This is a genomic window from Chryseobacterium wanjuense, assembly GCF_900111495.1.
Taxonomy (GTDB): Bacteria; Bacteroidota; Bacteroidia; order Flavobacteriales; family Weeksellaceae; genus Chryseobacterium; species Chryseobacterium wanjuense.
In genome coordinates this window covers 13,507-32,951 of sequence record NZ_FOIU01000004.1, presented here as the reverse complement: position 1 = coordinate 32,951, position 19,445 = coordinate 13,507, and the positions used below count along the sequence as shown (strand labels likewise).

Sequence of the window (19,445 nt, the reverse complement as noted above, 5' to 3'; positions counted from 1 at the left end):
ATTCCACTCCAACCAAGGAACACTTTTTGCAGAAAATTATGCATGCCCTCATCAGTAATCAATCATTATCTGTACTTCCCGGAGACTGAAATATTGCGAATCATATATCAGTCGGGAGCAGTATATGATTATCTCGATGTACCTCAGGAAATCTTTGATAGGTTCAGATCCGTACAATCCAAAGGCCGGTTTTTAAATTATGTGATTAAACCCAAATTTAAATACAGGAAAGTAGAATAGATCAAACTTTAATATTAATTTAAGTAAAGCAATGGCTAATAATTGGATTCTTATTCCTAATTTTATTCTACAAATTAATCGATTACACTATTTTCTTTAACCAAAAACCACTCAAATATGATATTAGAAAAAGGAACTCCTGCTCCGGAATTTGAACTTCACTCTACACCGGATCAGAAATTGAAACGTTCGGATTTTTTAGGAAAAAATTTAATTTTAGTTTTCTACCCCGCCGACTGGAGCCCTGTTTGCGGAGATCAGGTGACTTTATATAACGAGATGCTCAGTATTTTTCATAAATACAATGCAGATATCCTGGGAATTTCCGTAGACAGCTCATGGTGTCATGATGCCTTTATGGGAGACAGAAAACTGCACTTTCCATTGCTTGCGGATTTTAATCCAAAAGGAGAAATTGCAAAAAAATATGGCGTCTACAATGAAGAAAACGGAACTTCAAAAAGAGCTTTGTTTGTCATTGATAAAGAAGGAACAATTCAGTGGAGTTATTTGTCGCCGGACGGAATTAATCCCGGAGCAGACGGAATCATTGATGCATTAGAAAATTTAAAATAAAAAAACTTATCCATTATGTCTACATTAAGAATTCCGGTCGGGTCGAATGATCACGTTCAGGGAAATTTGGAAACCGCGAAAATTGTTTTAGTTGAATACGGAGATTATCAGTGTCCTTACTGTGGACACGCTTATCCTTTGGTAAAAAGATTTGTTGAAGAATATGGCGATGAAGTAGCTTTTGTATTCAGAAATTTTCCTTTGACAGATTCTCATCAATATGCAATGGCAGCCGCAACGATCGCTGAAGCAGCTGGAAAACAGGGAAAATTCTGGGAAATGCACGACCTCATCTACGAAAATCAGAATCATTTGAATGAAGAAATGCTGAAAGAATCTGTAAAATCTTTAGGTCTTGATTTTAATAAAATTGAAAACGACATCAACACAGCCGATCTGCAGGATAAAATTGAAAATGATTTTGAAGGCGGTGTGAGAAGCGGAGTGAACGGAACTCCCTCATTTTTTGTGAATAATCAGAAATGGGAAGATTATGACGGAACGTATGATTCTTTCGTTGAACTAATTTCTTAGTTGAAGATTTATTTTAAGTTTCGGCTAAAGCCAATCAAGCGTTAAACATATTAAAGCGGACTAAAGTCCGCTCCTATTGATAACAAAAAAACAAGGCTGTCTCAATGTTGAGACAGCCTTGTTCATTATATTTATTTATTATTATAAAGAATAATTCGGAGCTTCCTGCGTGATGATAACATCATGAGGATGAGATTCTTTCAATCCGCTTCCTGTGATCATTACCATTTTGGTATCTTTTTGCAAAGCTTCAATATCTTTAGCTCCACAATATCCCATACCTGCTCTTAGACCCCCTGTCAACTGAAAAATCACATCTTCCAATTTTCCTTTGTGCGGAACTCTTCCTTCAATACCTTCCGGAACGAATTTTTTAGCCTCACTCTGGAAATATCTCTCTTTTCCACCTCTCTTCATTGCAGAAAGACTTCCCATTCCCTGGTAAGATTTGAATTTTCTGCCCTGGAAGATAATTTCTTCACCTGGCGCCTCATCAGTTCCGGCTAACAGTGAACCCAACATTACTGCTCCTGCTCCACTTGCAATCGCTTTTACGATATCACCTGAAAGCTTGATTCCACCATCGGCAATTACTGCTACATTTTTAGATTTAGCATATTCGTACACGTTGTAAATAGCAGATAACTGAGGAACTCCAACTCCTGCAACTACTCTCGTTGTACAGATAGAACCGGGACCAACACCTACTTTTAATACATTTGCTCCTGCTTTAATCAGATCTTCAGCAGCTTCAGCCGTTACAATATTTCCTCCAACGATATCCAAATCCGGATACGTTCTTCTGATTTCAGCAATTTTATCCAACACTCCTTTCGAATGTCCGTGAGCAGAATCGATACCGATAATATCAACCCCGGCCTGAACCAAAGCTGCAATTCTATCCAATGTATCTTCTCCTACACCAACTCCGGCTCCCACGATCAAACGTCCGCTCCCGTCTTTGTTGGCATTCGGGTATTCTAATTGATTGTCGATATCTTTAATCGTAATTAAACCAACCAATTTGTTGTTTTTATCAACGATCGGCAGTTTTTCAACTCTATTTTTAAGAAGGATTTCCTTTGCCTGTTCTAAGTTTGTATTTTTATCGGAAGTGATCAGATTATCTTTCGTCATGATCTCCTCAACTTTCATGTCAAGTTTTTCCTGATATTTTACGTCTCTGTTTGTGATGATTCCGATCAGCGTATTTTCTGCATCTACAACCGGAAGACCTGAAATTTTGAACTTCGCCATCATTTCTCTGGCCTCGCCTAATGTATGATCTTTTGAAAGGGTAACAGGATCGGAGATCATTCCGTTTTCAGAACGCTTTACTCTGTTTACCTGTGCAGCCTGCTCAGCGATCGGCATATTTTTGTGAATGAAACCCAAACCGCCCACTCTGGCCAAAGCAATTGCCAATTCAGCTTCTGTAACGGTGTCCATCGCAGCAGAAACTATCGGAACATTAAGCGTAATTTTGTCGGTAAGTCTTGATTTTAATGAAACCTGATTAGGTAAAACTTCTGAATAAGAAGGGACTAGAAGCACGTCATCGAAAGTGATGGCTGTCTCTACAATTTTGTTATGAATAGACATCTTTACTTTCTTGCAAAATTAAGGTATTTTATCGAAATACGAAAATCGATTTTAATAGTTTAAATAAAACTTAATAATCAATAACTTAAATGAAAAAACCGCCCCGAATTGCGGAACGGCATTTTGTACAAAATAAAATTAGTATATGAATTTGAATATGAAAGTCCTTATTTATCGGTAGCGGAAGCTATCATCTTTGAAATATCATCGGCAGTGAAACTTCCCTTTACATCTACAAAAACCAATTCTTTGTCAGAGTTCACTGTGATGAGCATATTTTTAATAGCATCACCTTTTTGTTTTACACGGATGTTTACATTATCACCGTCGTGCTTTATGGTTGCCCATTCTTCGTAATTGTTGTCATTTAAATAGCTTGCAAAATCTTTCAGCATTTGTCTGTCGCCATTTTCCACGGTCATGACTTTTATTTTTGACACTTTTTTTACAAGATTAATGATCTCTTCACTTTCGCCATCTTCCTTCAATGCTTTTTTGATATAAGGCTTTGCCAGAAGCATCGGAACATTAATACTCACAAACTTCGCTCCTTTAAAATCGTGTCCCGACTCTGAAAAGAAGGCCATATTGGGTCTTTCTGATACCACGCATGACTGTAGTAGCAACATCATACAAGCGATCAGAAAAATGTTTTTTAAAATTTTCATGGTGATTAATTTTAGTCAATTTGTTTTAAAGTTCCTCCTGAGATTTTATTGATATCTGAGGTGATCTCCGGATTTCCTCTGTACTTGATCAATCCTCCTGAAGAAGCTCTGGCTTTTAATTTATCCACAACATTGATAGATAGACTTCCTCCCGAAGTAGATTCTGCCTCTACCTGATTGGTTCTCAGATTATCCGCTTTGCAAAGTGCGCCGCTGCTGATATCAAAGTTTGCCATTCCTGCCTGTCCGTCGAATTTTGTACTAGAACCGCTAGATCCTTTGAAATCGAAGTTTTTAGAATTAATATCAATTTTAATATCTGATCCCGATGTCGCTTCTACTTTCGTATCATTGGCAATATTGAATTTCCCTTTCACTATAGACCCTGATGAAGCATCGATGCTAAGATTATTTTCTCTTACAGAATTAATGGTCGTAAAAGTTGATCCTGAAGAAGTCTTGATGTTATCCATTCTTGGGGAAGAAACATTTACGCTGATGTTTTTGAACTTTAAATTTTTCTGTCCTTTATTATCAACATATACTTTCAAAACTCCATTGTCCACTTTCGTTACGATGTACTGAAGCTTATCTGCATCGGCAATTACCTTCACATTGGTCGGGCTTTCCTGTTTGAAAACCACATTCACCCCGGTACTTACCTGAATTCCTGAAAATTCTCCCACACTTCTGGATTCTCCACTTAAGTAAGAAGAGGTATTTTCAGAAGTTAAACTGCTTCTTGTATTGGTAATAGGATTGGTATTGGTTTCGCTGGAATTGATAATTTTATTAATATCATCCATTGAAAGTTTTCCATCCAGTTTCATCAGGATATTTTCTTCACCACCGCTGTCGATGCTTAACAAAAGATCATCCAAAATCCCGTTTTTTTCTTCCGCAGAAAGGAATTTTATTTTTGCGCCATTGCTGTTCACTGTCATGATTTCGCTGTAGTTCAGATTACTCAGATAAGAGGAAATATCTTTATTGATCTGAGTAAGCTTCTGTTCTTTTGCATTGGTTGCATTCGCAGGTCTTTCAGCAATTAAAATTTTTAATCCGGTAATTTTTGCCAATAAAGGTTTGATCTGATCCAGTTCTGCATCTCCTAAATCCAGATTGCTCAACATCCCGAACATGGGTTTTGCAATTTTAATGGAGGTCACTCCTTCCACTTCCTGGTATTTCTCAAAAAGCTGGTCTAGTTTGTCTTTATCTTTCTGCCCATACACATTGAAGAAATGGGAAAAAGCAAGTGCAAATATTAATATTATTTTTTTCATGAGTCAATTTTTATTTTTTTTGATTATTAGTGCCTGATCAGGTGCATAATATCTTTTTTAAAGGTTAATTAATAATCGTCGTCAACGACTTTTGGCTGTACTAATTTTTCACTGACATTATTTGCAAATATTTGGAATGAATACTTAGTCACATTAATGGCTTCCTCTACATTGTCGATTCTTTTGCCGTTTACGATCACGTAAGAATCTTTGTACCCTGTAGAATCTGAAGCTTTTTTATACTTTCTGTAAGAGGAATTATCTACATACTTTGGTTTTCTTTCTTTTTTCAGTCTTCCTCTTTTTGGTAAAATTTCATCTAAAACATCCTTTTCAGCTACCGTATTTTCCTGAAAAATCGAATCTTTTTTAGTTCCGGAAATCGAATCTGTAGTATTGTTCACCGCTACCTGTTCCTGATGTTCGCTATTTTCTTCAATAAAATCATTTTTCTGATCCTTGATCTGGTTTTCCACAAGCTGAGCCTGATCTTCTACATCAGAATTTTTATTGATGTTAAAAATAAGCCCGATACTCAACAGCAAAATTACACCCGCTGCCATCCAGAACCATTTCGGGAACGAAGGCTTTGTTTTTGTATCGATCGGGATAATCGGGGTTTCATCTTTCTGAACCTCATCTTCCTTTCCTTCTGCTTTTTTCAGGAAATCTTCAAAATCCCAGTCCATTTTCTCTTCCTTTATATTTTGGAAGATCTCGTCGTATTTATTTTGAAATTTGTCGTTGCTCATAGCTCATCAATTGTGAAATTTGTTCTTTTACTTTTTGTCTGGCCCGCATAAGATTTACTCTTACCGCATTTTCTTCCATTTCCAGCATTTCTGCTATTTCCGAAACTTCATATTCTTCTACATCTTTCAGGTGAATCACCATCTTTTGTTTTTCCGGAAGCTGATTGATAAAACTGATAATGTGTTCTTTCAAATTATTCACCTCCATACTGTAAAGCTCGGATCGATGCAACTGCATATCTGCAAACCCCCTTTTTACATCGTGATGCTTGAGTCTGTTCAGGCATTCGTTCCTGACGGCTTTCAATGCATAGGATTTTAAATTCCCGAACTGCTCCAGCTCATCTTTCTTCTGCCAGAATTTGATCATCAGATCCTGCACAACATCTTCTGCTTCATCACTACTCATGACAAATCTTTTCGCAAAGCGATACATCTCATTTTTGAGAATAAATACCGTATTCTTGAAAGTTTCTTGGGTCATAAGTTTTGTTTCTATAGGTAAGACAATTAAAATTTCAGTTTTATTACATCAAAAACAAAAAAACTTCAAAATATTTTGAAGTTCCTTTTATAGTCACATTAATATGTATCAAAAATATATTTAAAAATAGCCTTATCATCGTCCGTTAAAGCCACTTTTCTTCTGGCCATGGCTCGCTCTGCAACTTCGTAGGCTTTGTCTAATTTAAATCTTTCATCATCTTTAAAACCTCCCCATGAAAAATTCTCTACCAGATTCGGAGGGAAGCCTTCTTTAAAAATATTCGAGGCAACACCGACAACCGTTCCGGTATTCAGCTGGGTATTGATCGCTGTTTTAGAATGATCTCCCATAATCAGTCCAGCGAATTGTAAGCCTGTATCTTCGAAGGATTTTGTTCTGTAATTCCAGAGTTTCACATTGCTGTAATTGTTTTTAAGGTTGGAAGAATTGGTATCTGCTCCAAAATTACACCACTCCCCGACTACAGAATTTCCTAAAAACCCGTCGTGTCCTTTACTTGAATATCCGAAAATAATGATATTGTTAACCTCACCACCAACTTTGGAATGAGGGCCAACCGTCGTCGCACCATACACTTTAGCGCCTAACTTTAGCTGGGAATCTTCGCAAAGGGCAATCGGGCCACGAAGATTGCAGCCTTCCATGACATCAGCGTTTTTCCCGATGTAGATTTTTCCGGTTTTGGTATTCAGGGTAGAAAACTCAATCTGTGCGCCTTCTTCTATAAACAGGTCTTTTTTATCTCCTAAAAATCCGTTGGTAGACGAAAGTTCCTGTGAGGTTTTCCCTTTTGTTAATAATTCAAAATCAAAATCAATAGCTTTGTCATTATAGGTAAAAAGATCGGTCGGCTTTTTGAAAAAGGTGAGTTCTTCTTTGATGTCCGTCATTTTTTCGATCTGGTTTAGCGAAAAATCTTTCATGTTGATTCTCGCTGCGATCAGTTCATCTTCATACACCAAAGCTTCTCCTTGTTTCAGGTCTTTAATTTGCTGGATCACCTGTTGCGTCGGTAGAAAATTCGTCACCAGAAAAAGGCTTTCCTTTTCTTCAGGATTTCTGAATTTGTTTTGAAGGTAATTTTCCGTGAAATACGAAATTTCCGTGTTGTCTAAAATTTTCTGCCATCTCTCGGAGAATGTAAGAATTCCGCATCGCATCTCTGCGACAGGTCTTGTAAATGTAAGCGGAAGAAAATCTTCCCAGTATTGCGCATCTGAAAATACTAATTGCATCGTTCAGTTCTGTGTTTATAGTTTAAAAATTCAAAGTTTAAAGTCTAAACAAAATTACAATAAAAAAAGTCTCCCGAAAATCGGAAGACTTTAAATATTTTTAATTTCAAAAAATTATTTAGCGAATTTTTTGTATTTGTTCATAAACTTATCAACTCTACCTGCAGTGTCAACCAATTTCGTTTTACCAGTGTAGAAAGGGTGAGAAGTTGAAGAGATTTCCATTTTGATCAATGGGTACTCTTGTCCTTCGTACTCGATAGTATCTTTTGTTTCTGCAGTAGACTTGCAAAGAAACACCTCGTCGTTACTCATATCTTTGAAAACAACAAGTCTATAATTTTCTGGGTGGATTCCGTTTTTCATGTGTAAATTTCTTTTTTTGTTAATGTCACATGTAACCTTGCGGTTTCATAATACAATTTTAAAAATTAAAGTTTGCTTTCGAAATAGTAATGGATATTTCTCTGCTAATTTTAGGTTGCAAAAGTACAATATTTTTTTGAATTTGCAAATATGGAATCAATAATTTTTTCTTGATAAGAAAATTAAAGTATTTTCGTTACATTTGAAATCAATATTTAAACTTAAATTTCGATGAAATTCAAATTATTACTGGCTTTTTCTTTCTGGATGCTCATTATGGCTGTATCTTGTAATAAGGATGATATTAGTTTTGATGCACCTTCACAAGAATTGAGTTTTTCAAAAGATACGGTTTTTTGTGACACGGTTTATCATCAGGTTCGTTCTGAAACGTACGCCGTAAAAGTGTATAATAATGAAGACAAAGATATCCTGATCCCAAGAATTCACCTCGAAAAAGGCGCTACTTCTTTATATAAGATAAATGTGGACGGAAAGCCCGGCTACGATTTTAAAGATGTTCCTTTAAGAAAAAAAGACAGCTTATATATTTTCATTGAAATTGCCCCAGAAGCTACCGGTCCGGAAGCTATTGCCGAAGATAAGGTCTTATTCGAGAGTCCTGCAGGTAATCAACAGGTTGTTCTATTCTCGGTGGTTCAGGATGCCGAATTTTTCATAGAAACACCCACCAATCCGAATGTAATTTCCGCTGATGCGACCTGGACTAATAATAAAGTTAAAATTATTTACGGAGATCTTACCATCGATCAAAACGTGAATTTAGATATACAGCCCGGAACAAAAGTTTATTTCCATAAAAACAGCGGAATGAAAGTTTTATCCGGAGCTTCTTTAAATATTAACGGAACTTTAGCCAATAACGTCGTTCTGCGTGGCGACAGAAATGATCCGGCTTACGATACGATTCCAAAAAACTGGAACTCCATCAGAATGGAAGCAGGCTCGAATCTTACTATGAATTATGCAAGGCTTCTCGGTGGAACAAGAGGTTTAGATATGAAACAGACCAACGCTGTGATCAGCAATTCTTTCATCCATACCTTCCAGGAATACGGAATTTATGCTGTAGCTTCTACAGTAAATGCTAAAAACTTAGTGATGAACAACTGTGGAGAATCTGCCATCGGAATTTTCAAAGGGGGAACGCATAATTATATTCATTCTACGATTGCAAACTATTCAAATTTATTGCATTCTTACAACAGGAACGGAATTTTTGCCACCAACGAATGGACAAACACTTCCGGGCAAACCGAACAGGGCGCATTAATTCTCAATGTAAGAAACAGTATTATTTATTCTGACAGGGATAATTCTGTGAATTTTGAGCAGACTCCGGGACAGTTATTCAATTTTGTGTTTGAAAACTGTTTATTAAAATATTCCAACACATCAGAGGCAGGATTCCCGTTTGACAGTAATCCGAGCGTGATACAGTCCATCAAGAATCAGGATCCATTATTTGTGAACTATTTTGCAGCTCAGATGCAATTGAGAGTGAAGCAGAATTCTCCGGCAATCGGTAAAGGAAGCCCTGCGGTTGCAGCGACAGTTCCTACAGATATTGCCAATGTTTCAAGAACTTCAAATCCTACGTTGGGAGCTTATCAGTATCAATAATATTTTAAGAATAATTAAAAAATGGATTTTAATATTATCAAAATAGTTGGTTTAATTTCATTAATCATCTGCTACATTTTTGTCAGAAGATTTTTCAAGAGAGTGGCCAATTACACTGAAACCGCAGGAGAATCTCTAGAAACCAAACAAGAAAAGGAAGGAGAAATCAAAAGACTGAATAACAAAATCGCTTCCCTGGAAGAACAGCTGAAAAAATAATGGAAATTACAAATCTGCAACAGCAAGTTGATGAATGGATAAAAACAATTGGTGTCCGTTATTTCAATGAATTGACCAATATGGCTATGCTGACGGAAGAGGTGGGCGAAGTTGCCAGAATCATTGCCAGAAGATACGGCGAACAAAGCGAAAAGGAAAGTGATAAAAGCAAAGATCTGGGCGAAGAATTGGCAGATGTTTTGTTTGTAACGTTGTGCCTTGCCAACCAAACCGGCGTAAACCTGCAGGAAGCTTTTGACAAAAAAATGAAGGTAAAGACGGATCGTGATAAAGATCGTCATCAGAATAATGAGAAATTAAAATAGCTGGATGCCGGAAGTTGGAAGCCGGAAGTTTTAAACTAAACTTTTCACCTCCATCTTCCAGCTTCGAGCTTCCAACTTAGAAGAACAATGAAGACGCTAGAAAAATCAAAATTAACAGGAAATAAAACCATACAGATCAGCGGTTCGAAAAGTATTTCGAATCGTTTGTTGATTTTAGAAAGTTTATTTAAAAATATTAAAATCGGTAATCTTTCCAACTCTCAGGATACCCAATTGCTGAAAAAAGCATTGTCTGAAGATACCGAAATAGTAGATATTCATCATGCGGGAACGGCGATGCGTTTCCTTACTTCCTACTACTCAATCATGGAAGGGAAAACGACCATCCTTACCGGTTCTAAAAGGATGAAAGAAAGACCCATCAAAAACCTAGTGACGGCTCTGCAAAATCTGGGAGTAGAAATCGAATATCTTGAAAATGAAGGCTTTCCTCCTCTGAAAATTACAGGAAGAAAAATTACTCAGACGACAGTTGATGTTCCATCCAATATTTCAAGCCAGTTTATCACTTCCCTTCTATTAATTGCCGGAAAACTGGAAAACGGACTGGAAATAAATCTGGTAGGCGAAGTAACCTCAAGGTCGTACATTGAAATGACGCTGGATATTTTAACCAAATTCGGAATTAAAAACAGCTTTACCGGAAACACTATAAAAGTAGAACCTTTTACCCACAATCATTCATCAATCATTGATTATGAAGTGGAAAGCGACTGGAGTTCGGCCTCCTATTTCTATTCGTTTGCAGCGTTGGGAAGGGAAACCATTTACCTGAAAAGCTTTTACAAAGAATCGACACAGGGAGATTCTGCGATTGCAAAAATTTATGAAGATTTCTTTGGAATTAAAACAATTTTCACTGAAGAAGAACACAAACTCAGCCTTATACCACAACCCAATTTTCAATTTCCGGAAAAAATTGTCCTGGATATGAATAATTGCCCCGATATCGCACAAACACTGTGTGTAACCGCCGCTGCCCTGAAAATTCCTTTTGAAATTTCAGGGTTGGGAACATTGAGGGTAAAAGAAACCGACAGGCTGCAGGCTTTGTATAATGAACTAAAAAAACTGGGAACGGAAACTGAAATTACAGATTTAACGATACAATCTGTCAGCTTCAACGAACCCAAAAAAAACATTTCCATTAAAACCTATCAGGATCACAGAATGGCCATGAGTTTTGCGCCGTTTTGCCTGATCAAAGAATTAAATATTGAGGACGAGGACGTTGTCGAAAAATCCTACCCCGACTTTTGGAAGGATTTGGACAGCCTGCTCGAAACATAGAATATTTAAAACAATTATATTATACCCTTTATGGAAACGTCTATTCACACTTTTATCCATTTGCTTTTTACAGGAATTATTGCCCTTTTTCCAGTTGTGAATCCTATTGGAAGTGCTTTTATGGTAAATCCTTATCTTCAGCATCTAAGCAATGAGGATAAAAAAGCAGCAGTAAAAAAAATTACCCTTTACGCTTTTTGCGTTTGTGTAATGTCTTTATTGGCCGGTCATTATATCCTCGAGTTGTTTGGTATTTCAATACCGGTTATCCAATTGGCAGGAGGCATCATGATCTGCAAAATGGGCTGGGAATTTTTATCTGCCAAAAATGATGAAAAGTCTGATGTAGACAAAAATGATATGCAAAATGATATGGGAGCTCAAAGTGATATCAGCAATAAACTTTTTTATCCCGTTACTTTTCCTGTCACTACCGGAGCGGGTACTATTTCAGTACTTTTTACCTTGAGTGCACACAGCAAAGCACTGAGTATCAATAATTATCTTATTAATATCTTAGCCATTATCGCAGCCGTACTATTCATGTGTATTCTGATCTATATTTTTTATCTGAATACTAAAAAAATCATCACATTTCTGGGAAGCAGCGGCGAGAAAATCGTAAACAGACTTACCTCTTTTCTCATCTTTTGTGTCGGTCTGCAAATTGCGGTGAGCGGCATTCAGACATTAGTGATGGAACATATTGGTAAATAGTTCTCTAAAGTACTTTTCTTTTGTTTATTTTTGTTCAAAATTTTTAAACTAATGGTCATCATTATCACAGGAACCTCATCAGGAATTGGTTTCGTATTAGCAGAATATTTCGGAAAGAAAGGTCATCATGTATATGGCTTGAGCAGGAAACACACTGAAAGTCAGCACTTCAAATCGATTCCTACCGATGTTACGGATAACGATGCGGTACAGAATGCCATCGCAGAAGTTTTGAAGACAGAAACCAGAATCGATGTTCTGATCAACAATGCCGGAATGGGAATGGTAGGAGCTGTGGAAGATTCTTCAAAGGAAGATATTTTAAAATTGTTCAACCTCAATTTGGTGGGAGCTGTTCAGATGATGAGTGCCGTAATGCCGAAAATGCGGGAAAACAAATTCGGGAAAATCATCAATGTTTCCAGTATCGGAAGTGAAATGGGACTGCCCTTCCGCGGGTTTTATTCAGCATCAAAATCGGCTTTGGATAAAGTAACTGAAGCGATGAGATATGAAGTTTATCCTTGGAATATTGACGTTTGCTCACTGCATTTGGGTGATATTAAAACCAATATCGCAGAAAACCGCGTAAGAACAAAAGTTTCTGAGCCTTATAAAAATGTTTTTGATAAAGTCTATGCTTTAATGAATTCTCATGTTGGCGACGGAACCGAACCTTTGGAAGTTGCAGAATATATTGATACCCTTTTAGCTAAAAATAAATGGAAAGCTCATTATTATTTTGGAAAGTTCGGACAGAAAATCGGAGTTCCTCTGAAATGGATTCTTCCGCAGGGAACTTATGAAAATTTAATGAAGAAATATAATAAACTGGCTTAGTTTCAGTTATTAAACAAATTTTTAATTATATATATTTTGAACCATTAAGATTTATTTAAGGAGTTAAGCTTAATTAAGATAATCATTCTGATTTTTAAGCAGCAAACTTAATATTCTTAACTCCTTAAATAAATCTTAATGGTTTAAACATACCAGAATTGAAATTAATTTTAAAAATATTTTTTGTACTGTTTTGCGTTTTTGTACAGGCGCAGAAGAAGCATTATTTTCTCATAGATTCTGAAACAAAGGTGAAGAAAAAGGTGAAAGATTCTTTATCTGCAGCGAAATTTCTGGATTCTCTGGCGCAAAACAATTACTTTTTCACTCAATTAAAAGAAGTAAACATCAAGGGAGACAGCACGGAAATTATTTACGACAAAGGAAAAAATTTCAATGAAACTTACGTCAGCCTGACAGATTCGATTGTTCAGAAAACTAAAAATCAGAAAGAATTTTTTACTAAAAATTTAGACTCAACAAAGAAAAATATTAATAAACAATATATTGATGACGGGTTTGCGTTCAGCAGGATCAAATCAAAATACAAAGGTCAAAAGAACGGCTATCCAATCGTAGAATTAGATATTAATAAAAATGATAAAAGAACCATCAATGGTTTTGTGGTAAAAGGCTACACCAATGTTCCGAAGAGGTTTATAAAAAATCTTGAAAAAGAATTCAAGGGAAAAACCTACGACGACAAAAATCTTATTGCCATTAATAAATCCTTTCAAAGTCACCAGTTTATCACCCTGGAACGCCCTCCGCAAACATTGTTTACAAAAGATTCCACCAGCATTTATCTTTTCATGGAAAAGAAAAAGACCAACAGTTTCGATGGTGTGATCGGTTTTGGAAATGATAAATCTGATAAATTTACATTAAACGGAACTCTGAATGTCAATTTTAAAAATATATTTAACAGTTTTGAATCCATCAATCTGTATTGGCAGAGAAACCCGGACAAAGGACAGACGTTTGATCTTCAGACTGATATTCCTTATCTTTTCAAATCGAATGTCGGTTTGAACATGAAGGTAAATATCTTCAGACAAGACTCTACTTTTGCCAATGTAAAGGCACTTCCGGCTCTTTATTACCATCTCAATTCCAGAAACAAAATCGGGTTGAGAGGAACTTTTGAAAGCTCAAGCATCATTGATACGCTGTATGTGCAGGGAAAAGATTACAACAAAAAAGGAATCGGGATTTGGTTTGAAATGATTGAACCGACGGATATCGACCTTTTTCTTTATAAAACAAAAATCAATGCCGGATATGACTATCTGACAACGACTTATACGAAAGATAATATTAAATCTCCGCAAAATCAGTTCTACTTTTTCGGGGAACACAATTACCATATCAACGGAAATCATTTCCTCAATATCAAAGCGGAAGGAGCCATGATGGACTCAAAGATCGAGTTTTCGGCCAACGAATTGTACCGTTTCGGAGGCTGGAATTCCATGCGGGGTTTCAATGAAAACTCCCTCGCCGCCGATTTTTACTATTACGGAAGTCTGGAATACCGGTATCTCATCGGGAATCAGGCCTTCTTTGACGTCTTCGGACAGTACGGGCAACTCAATAACAAATCTTTAAATGTAAAACCCAAACTCTACAGTGTCGGGCTCGGTTTCAATTTCTTTATTCCGATCGGGCTGATGAGTTTTCAGCTTTCCAATGGTAATGAGTTTGGAAATCCGTTTAAGTTTAATGATATAAAAATTCATTGGGGAATTTTGAGCAGGTTTTAGCCTGAAAACTGCATTATACCTTATAATAACACTATATAAAAAAGCAAAAATCTCTGAGGTAATCATAATTTTTATGTTTATAATTTCATTAATTTTTCTATTGTCTCCTACTGAAATGATATATTTATCGTAATACCACATTAAAGTTCAGGTAACAGTACACCGCTAAATTTGTCCTCAAAAAAATGAAGAAGACTTTAGCTACTTTTGCGGTTTTTTTACTTCCCCTTTATCTTACTGCTCAAGAAATCAACATTTCCGGAAATGTAAAATCCGAAAACGGCTCTGGTGTTTCAGGCGTCAATGTTACCGACAAAAACACCGGAAAAACGGCTACCACCGATGAAAACGGAAATTTCACCATCTCAGCCAATCCGAAAGATGTCCTTGAGTTTTTTTCACCGGAATTTTCCACGTATACTATCGAAGTTTCAAACAAAAGAAATTATTCTGTTGTATTAAAAAAGGTTAATGAAAAACAGATCGAGGGTGTTGTCATCACCGCTTTAGGTATTGCAAAAAAGAAAGAAAAAATCGGTTACTCAACTCAGGAAGTTGGAACAAAACAATTTGAAACAATCACAACTCCAAGCATCGGAAATCTATTCTCAGGGCAGGTTGCCGGATTAAATGTTTCAAACCCAACAGGAATGCAACAGGCTCCGCAATTTACGTTAAGAGGAAATTCAAATCTCGTTTTTGTAATCGACGGAGTGATTGTTGAAAAAGAAGTTTTCCAAAATTTAGATCCAAATAATATTGACAATATCAACGTATTGAAAGGAGCAACTGCTTCCGCTCTTTACGGTTCGCGAGGCCGTTACGGCGCTGTTTTGATTACTACAAAAAGTGCAAAAAAGAAAGGCTTCACAGTTGAATTTTCTCAAAACACAATGGTCACAGCGGGATTTACCAACCTTCCGAAAACTCAGACAGAATACGGAAACGGTTCGCACGGAAAATATGAATTCTGGGACGGAGCCGATGGCGGTGTGAACGATGGAGATATGATCTGGGGTCCGAAATTTACTCCCGGATTGAAAATCGCACAATGGAACAGCCCGATCCGAGATAAAGTGACAGGACAGGTAACGCCGTGGTATGGAGCAGTGACGGGAACTCAGTATGATGACAAATCAAGATACGAAAGAGTTCCGATCGATTGGAAATATCATGATAACCTGGATACTTTCCTGAAACCAGCGGTAATTAATAATAACAATTTTTCGATTAGTTATAAAAATAATAAAGATGTTTACAGACTTTCAGGAAATTTCATGAACTATGACGACCGGGTTCCTGAGTCTTATCTTCAGCGTTATGGTGTAAATTTTTCATCTGAAAATCATTTAGGCGAAAAATTAATTTTTGATACTAAATTTAATTTTAATCAGACTTTTACCCCAAATATTCCGAATTACGATTACAACCCAAGTGGTCACATGTACACGATTCTGATCTGGATGGGAGGCGATGTAGACGGAAGAGATCTTAAAAATCATATGTGGATTCCCGGAAAAGAAGGAACTGCACAAGCCAACTGGAACTACGCATGGTACAACAACCCATGGTTTGGAGCAGAATATTATAAAAATAAAAACCGAACCAACATTATCAATGCACAGACAGGTTTAGAATATAAAGCAACGAAAGATTTTTCGGTAAAAGGGAAAATTTCCATTGTGGAAAACCACAACAAACAGGAAATTCTAAGCCCATATTCTTATTTTAATTACAGTGCACCGAGAAGTGGTGGCTATATTTTGAACGATACCAAAACCTGGAACCTCAACTATGATGTTTTAGCAACGTATAAAAAGAAAATTTCTGAAAATTTTGATTTCACGATCAATGCTGGAGGTTCTGCTTTTTACTATAAAAATGATGTGGATAATGCTTCAACAGATGGCTTGAAAATTCCGGAATTATATACTTTGGATAATTCTGTCGGAGCTGTAAAATATTATGATTATTTAAAAGAAAAGTTAATTTACAGTGCCTATACAACGATTGACGTTGGTTTGTACAATGCTTTTTTCTTAAACGTTTCTGGTCGTAACGACTGGTCTTCTACCCTCCCGAAAGCCAACAGATCATATTTCTACCCTTCCGCTTCATTGAGTGCTGTTGTTTCGAATTTAATTAAAATGCCGGAATCCATCAGCCTGTTAAAATTATCCGCTTCGTGGGCAAAGGTAGCGTATGATTTTCAGCCTTACTCGATCAGAAATTATTATGTAAACAATGGCGGAATTACATTCAACGGAAATCCTACCTATTATTATCCAACTACTTTAAATGTTGAAAATACATTAAAGCCGGAACAGACAAAATCTTATGAATTAGGATTAAGTGCAGGTTTCTTCGACAATAGAATTACGTTGGACGCTACTTATTTTAGAACATTGGATTATAATAATATCCTTCAGTTCCCAAGCGCGCAACCTTCAGGTTTTACCTCAAAATATGTGAACGGAAACGAATACACTACGAAAGGTCTTGAAATTTCATTAGGATTAACACCAGTTAAAACATCCGATTTTACATGGAAATCATTGATCAACTGGAGTACTTACGAACAGAAACTGACTTCCATTTACGACAATATGCCGGTTTACAACAATATCAAACTTGGAGAGAGAATGGATAGTTACTACGACTACACTTGGCAAAAATCCCCAGACGGAAAAGTGATCCTGAATGCCGAAACAGGAATGCCGACAAGAGCAAACACACCGACAAATCTAGGACATTTCAATCCGGATTGGACGTTTGGTTTCAACAATACATTTAAATATAAAAAATTCACTTTGAATATCGGAATCGACGGAAGTGTCGGTGGTGTCATGAGATCGCAGGTGGTAGAAAAAATGTGGTGGGGCGGAAAGCATCCGAATTCTACACAATACAGAGATCTGGAATATGCAAATCCGGGAACGTATTATTTTGTTCCGGATGGTGTAAATTATAATGCAGCAACAGGAACGTACACGCCACACACCAAAGCCATCAGCTTCCAGGATTGGGCACAGAATTATCCTTATCAGGCGAGAGTGACAGAAGATGAAAGTGAAGAATTTGCCAACGTTTTCGACAGAACTTTCGTGAAATTAAGATCCGTAGTTCTGGAATATGACTTCTCTTATTTATTAAACCCAAGAGGTATGGTAAAAGGCTTCACGGCAAATATTTCAGGATACAATCTGGCGATGTGGAAAAAATCTAAAAATCTTTATTCGGATCCGGATTACAAAATCGGGACAGGAAATGATATTCAGGATCCTTCAAGCAGATGGATCGGAGTAGGGTTTAATCTTAAATTTTAATTAAAAGAAAAATCAAAATGAAAAATATTATAAAATCAATTTTTGTAGTTGGATTATTAGCGTTGACTTCTTGCGAATCTAATCTTGACACCATCAATGAAAACCCGAATGATCAGGCAAGTGTAGATCCGAAATATTTGTTGACCTACGTTTCTTCCAATGCTTTTCAGGTGAATGGCGACAATATGTATGCTTCCAGAATGATGATCGGGACAGACGGTGAAAATACTTATCAGTACATGAAGTGGAGCGATGCCTCATTCGATGTTTACACAAAAGGCCTTCTGAATACGGTGAAAATGATGCAGGAAGCAGAAAAACTTAACAATAAAAATTACCAGGCCATCGGTAAATTTTACAGGGCTTTGTATTTCTTTAATTTAAGTTTAAAATTCGGAAGCATCCCTTATTCTGAAGCCGTAAAAGGAGAATCAGGAATTACCCAGCCAAAGTACGATTCTCAGGAAACCGTGATGGCGGGAATTTTAACGGAATTAAAAGAAGCCAACGATTTAATCAATCAAAACGATAAAATCGAAGGCGATATCATCTACAACGGCGACGCAACAAAATGGAAAAAACTGATCAATTCTTTCCGATTGAAAATTTTGATAACAATGTCTAAAAAAGCGACCATTGGAAGTTACAACGTTGCAACGGAATTCGCATCCATCGCAGGAAGCCAGACTTTAATGACATCTATTGCAGACAACGGAGAATTAAAATTCGTAGACGCTGCAGACAGCCGATACACGATGTTCAACAACAGTGGTTACGGGTCGAGTTTGTACATGGCCAATTATTTTATTGATTTATTCAAAACAAGACAAGATCCACGTTTATTCACTTTTGCAGCGCAGACAACCGGAGCAAAAGAAGCAGGAAAACCCATCACTGATTTTACAGGGTATAACGGAGGAAACCCAACTTCTCCTTATTCTGATAATGCAGCTTTAATTACAGCAAAAAACATTTCTAAAGTAAACGACCGTTTCTACAAAGATGCTACCAACGAGCCTTCATCAGTATTAAGCTATTCGGAACTAGAATTTATTTTAGCTGAAGCTACGGCAAGAGGTTGGATTTCAGGATCGGCAAAAACACATTACGACAATGCCATTAAAGCCAGTTTTAGTTTTTATCAGACTTATGTAAAAAATCCTGGTCTGTATTTTTCAGGATTTGATGTTAATAATTATCTGGCGACTCCTCTGGTTGTGTATGATAATTCAGCTCCTTTGGCAACACAACTGGAAAGAATCATGACACAAAAATACATGACAATGTTCCATCAGTCACAATGGACTTCCTATTACGATTATCTGAGAACAGGTTACCCAAACTTCCCTTTACAGACAGGAGTTTCAGCACCTTTCAGATTCCGGTATCCACAATCTGAGTACAATTACAACAATGCTAATCTTAAGGCTGCATTGGCATCACAATACGGAGGAAATGATAACATCAATTCTAAACCGTGGTGGTTGCAATAAAATCTAAATTATTTTTTTAAACATTAAAGAAATCGCAGG

The 19,445-nt window shown here is 36.7% G+C and carries 19 protein-coding genes; 12 read left to right on the top strand and 7 right to left on the bottom strand.

Features of this window, described 5'->3' with window-relative positions; genetic code table 11:
* Positions 1-42 precede the first annotated feature (42 nt).
* The 3 genes from BMX24_RS18660 to BMX24_RS18650 all read left to right on the top strand — a co-directional run bounded on the left by BMX24_RS18660 (position 43) and on the right by BMX24_RS18650 (position 1,350).
* Entirely contained in the window at positions 43-240 is a 198-nt protein-coding gene (locus BMX24_RS18660) for a KTSC domain-containing protein (RefSeq protein ID WP_089795527.1), read from the top strand.
* A gap of 117 nt (positions 241-357) precedes the next feature.
* Entirely contained in the window at positions 358-816 is a 459-nt protein-coding gene (locus BMX24_RS18655; RefSeq protein ID WP_089795525.1) for a redoxin domain-containing protein, read from the top strand.
* Positions 817-831: 15 nt separating this feature from the next.
* The gene (locus BMX24_RS18650; protein WP_089795523.1) at positions 832-1,350 is read left to right on the top strand and encodes a DsbA family protein; all 519 of its coding nucleotides are present in this window, start codon (positions 832-834) and stop codon (positions 1,348-1,350) included.
* Positions 1,351-1,491: 141 nt separating this feature from the next.
* Here BMX24_RS18650 and guaB read toward each other — a convergent pair whose 3' ends face one another.
* From guaB to BMX24_RS18615, 7 genes are all read right to left on the bottom strand, one after another.
* Positions 1,492-2,952, bottom strand: coding sequence for an IMP dehydrogenase (gene guaB / locus BMX24_RS18645; protein ID WP_089795521.1), 1,461 nt, complete (start codon positions 2,950-2,952; stop codon positions 1,492-1,494).
* A gap of 167 nt (positions 2,953-3,119) precedes the next feature.
* Entirely contained in the window at positions 3,120-3,620 is a 501-nt protein-coding gene (locus tag BMX24_RS18640; protein ID WP_089795520.1) for a DUF4252 domain-containing protein, read from the bottom strand.
* An 11-nt stretch (positions 3,621-3,631) separates the two neighbouring features.
* Entirely contained in the window at positions 3,632-4,906 is a 1,275-nt protein-coding gene (locus BMX24_RS18635; protein ID WP_089795518.1) for a DUF4252 domain-containing protein, read from the bottom strand.
* Positions 4,907-4,974: 68 nt separating this feature from the next.
* Positions 4,975-5,658: a hypothetical protein gene (locus BMX24_RS18630; protein ID WP_185116627.1), complete on the bottom strand. Its 684-nt coding sequence runs from the start codon at positions 5,656-5,658 to the stop codon at positions 4,975-4,977.
* On the bottom strand, positions 5,633-6,142 hold the full coding sequence (locus tag BMX24_RS18625; protein ID WP_089795516.1) for an RNA polymerase sigma factor: 510 nt from the start codon (positions 6,140-6,142) through the stop codon (positions 5,633-5,635). Before BMX24_RS18625 ends, BMX24_RS18630 begins: the two co-directional genes overlap by 26 nt.
* 98 nt (positions 6,143-6,240) lie before the next feature.
* Positions 6,241-7,401, bottom strand: coding sequence for a GlmU family protein (locus tag BMX24_RS18620; RefSeq protein WP_089795514.1), 1,161 nt, complete (start codon positions 7,399-7,401; stop codon positions 6,241-6,243).
* Between the two features lie 114 nt (positions 7,402-7,515).
* Positions 7,516-7,767, bottom strand: coding sequence for a type B 50S ribosomal protein L31 (locus BMX24_RS18615; RefSeq protein WP_072961771.1), 252 nt, complete (start codon positions 7,765-7,767; stop codon positions 7,516-7,518).
* Positions 7,768-7,998: 231 nt separating this feature from the next.
* Here BMX24_RS18615 and BMX24_RS18610 point away from each other — a divergent pair, with 231 nt between their 5' ends.
* The 9 genes from BMX24_RS18610 (at position 7,999) to BMX24_RS18570 (ending at position 19,406) form a co-directional block, all read left to right on the top strand.
* Positions 7,999-9,411 carry a hypothetical protein gene (locus BMX24_RS18610; protein WP_089795512.1) on the top strand — a complete coding sequence of 471 codons (1,413 nt, stop codon included), beginning with the start codon at positions 7,999-8,001 and terminating at the stop codon, positions 9,409-9,411.
* A gap of 21 nt (positions 9,412-9,432) precedes the next feature.
* A complete protein-coding gene (locus BMX24_RS18605) occupies positions 9,433-9,630 on the top strand; it encodes a hypothetical protein (protein ID WP_089795510.1) in 198 nt (65 codons plus the stop codon).
* Entirely contained in the window at positions 9,630-9,956 is a 327-nt protein-coding gene (locus BMX24_RS18600) for a nucleotide pyrophosphohydrolase (protein WP_089795508.1), read from the top strand. Before BMX24_RS18605 ends, BMX24_RS18600 begins: the two co-directional genes overlap by 1 nt.
* 87 nt (positions 9,957-10,043) lie before the next feature.
* The gene (locus BMX24_RS18595; protein WP_089795506.1) at positions 10,044-11,267 is read left to right on the top strand and encodes a 3-phosphoshikimate 1-carboxyvinyltransferase; all 1,224 of its coding nucleotides are present in this window, start codon (positions 10,044-10,046) and stop codon (positions 11,265-11,267) included.
* 30 nt (positions 11,268-11,297) lie between these two features.
* A complete protein-coding gene (locus tag BMX24_RS18590; RefSeq protein WP_089795504.1) occupies positions 11,298-11,984 on the top strand; it encodes a MarC family protein in 687 nt (228 codons plus the stop codon).
* A gap of 51 nt (positions 11,985-12,035) precedes the next feature.
* Entirely contained in the window at positions 12,036-12,824 is a 789-nt protein-coding gene (locus BMX24_RS18585) for an SDR family oxidoreductase (protein WP_170835754.1), read from the top strand.
* Between the two features lie 158 nt (positions 12,825-12,982).
* Complete coding sequence (locus BMX24_RS18580) at positions 12,983-14,587, top strand: BamA/TamA family outer membrane protein (RefSeq protein ID WP_089795502.1); 1,605 nt, start codon at positions 12,983-12,985, stop codon at positions 14,585-14,587.
* A 185-nt stretch (positions 14,588-14,772) separates the two neighbouring features.
* A complete protein-coding gene (locus BMX24_RS18575) occupies positions 14,773-17,913 on the top strand; it encodes a SusC/RagA family TonB-linked outer membrane protein (RefSeq protein ID WP_089795500.1) in 3,141 nt (1,046 codons plus the stop codon).
* Positions 17,914-17,930: 17 nt separating this feature from the next.
* Positions 17,931-19,406, top strand: coding sequence for a SusD/RagB family nutrient-binding outer membrane lipoprotein (locus BMX24_RS18570; RefSeq protein WP_089795499.1), 1,476 nt, complete (start codon positions 17,931-17,933; stop codon positions 19,404-19,406).
* The last annotated feature ends 39 nt before the right edge of the window (positions 19,407-19,445 follow it).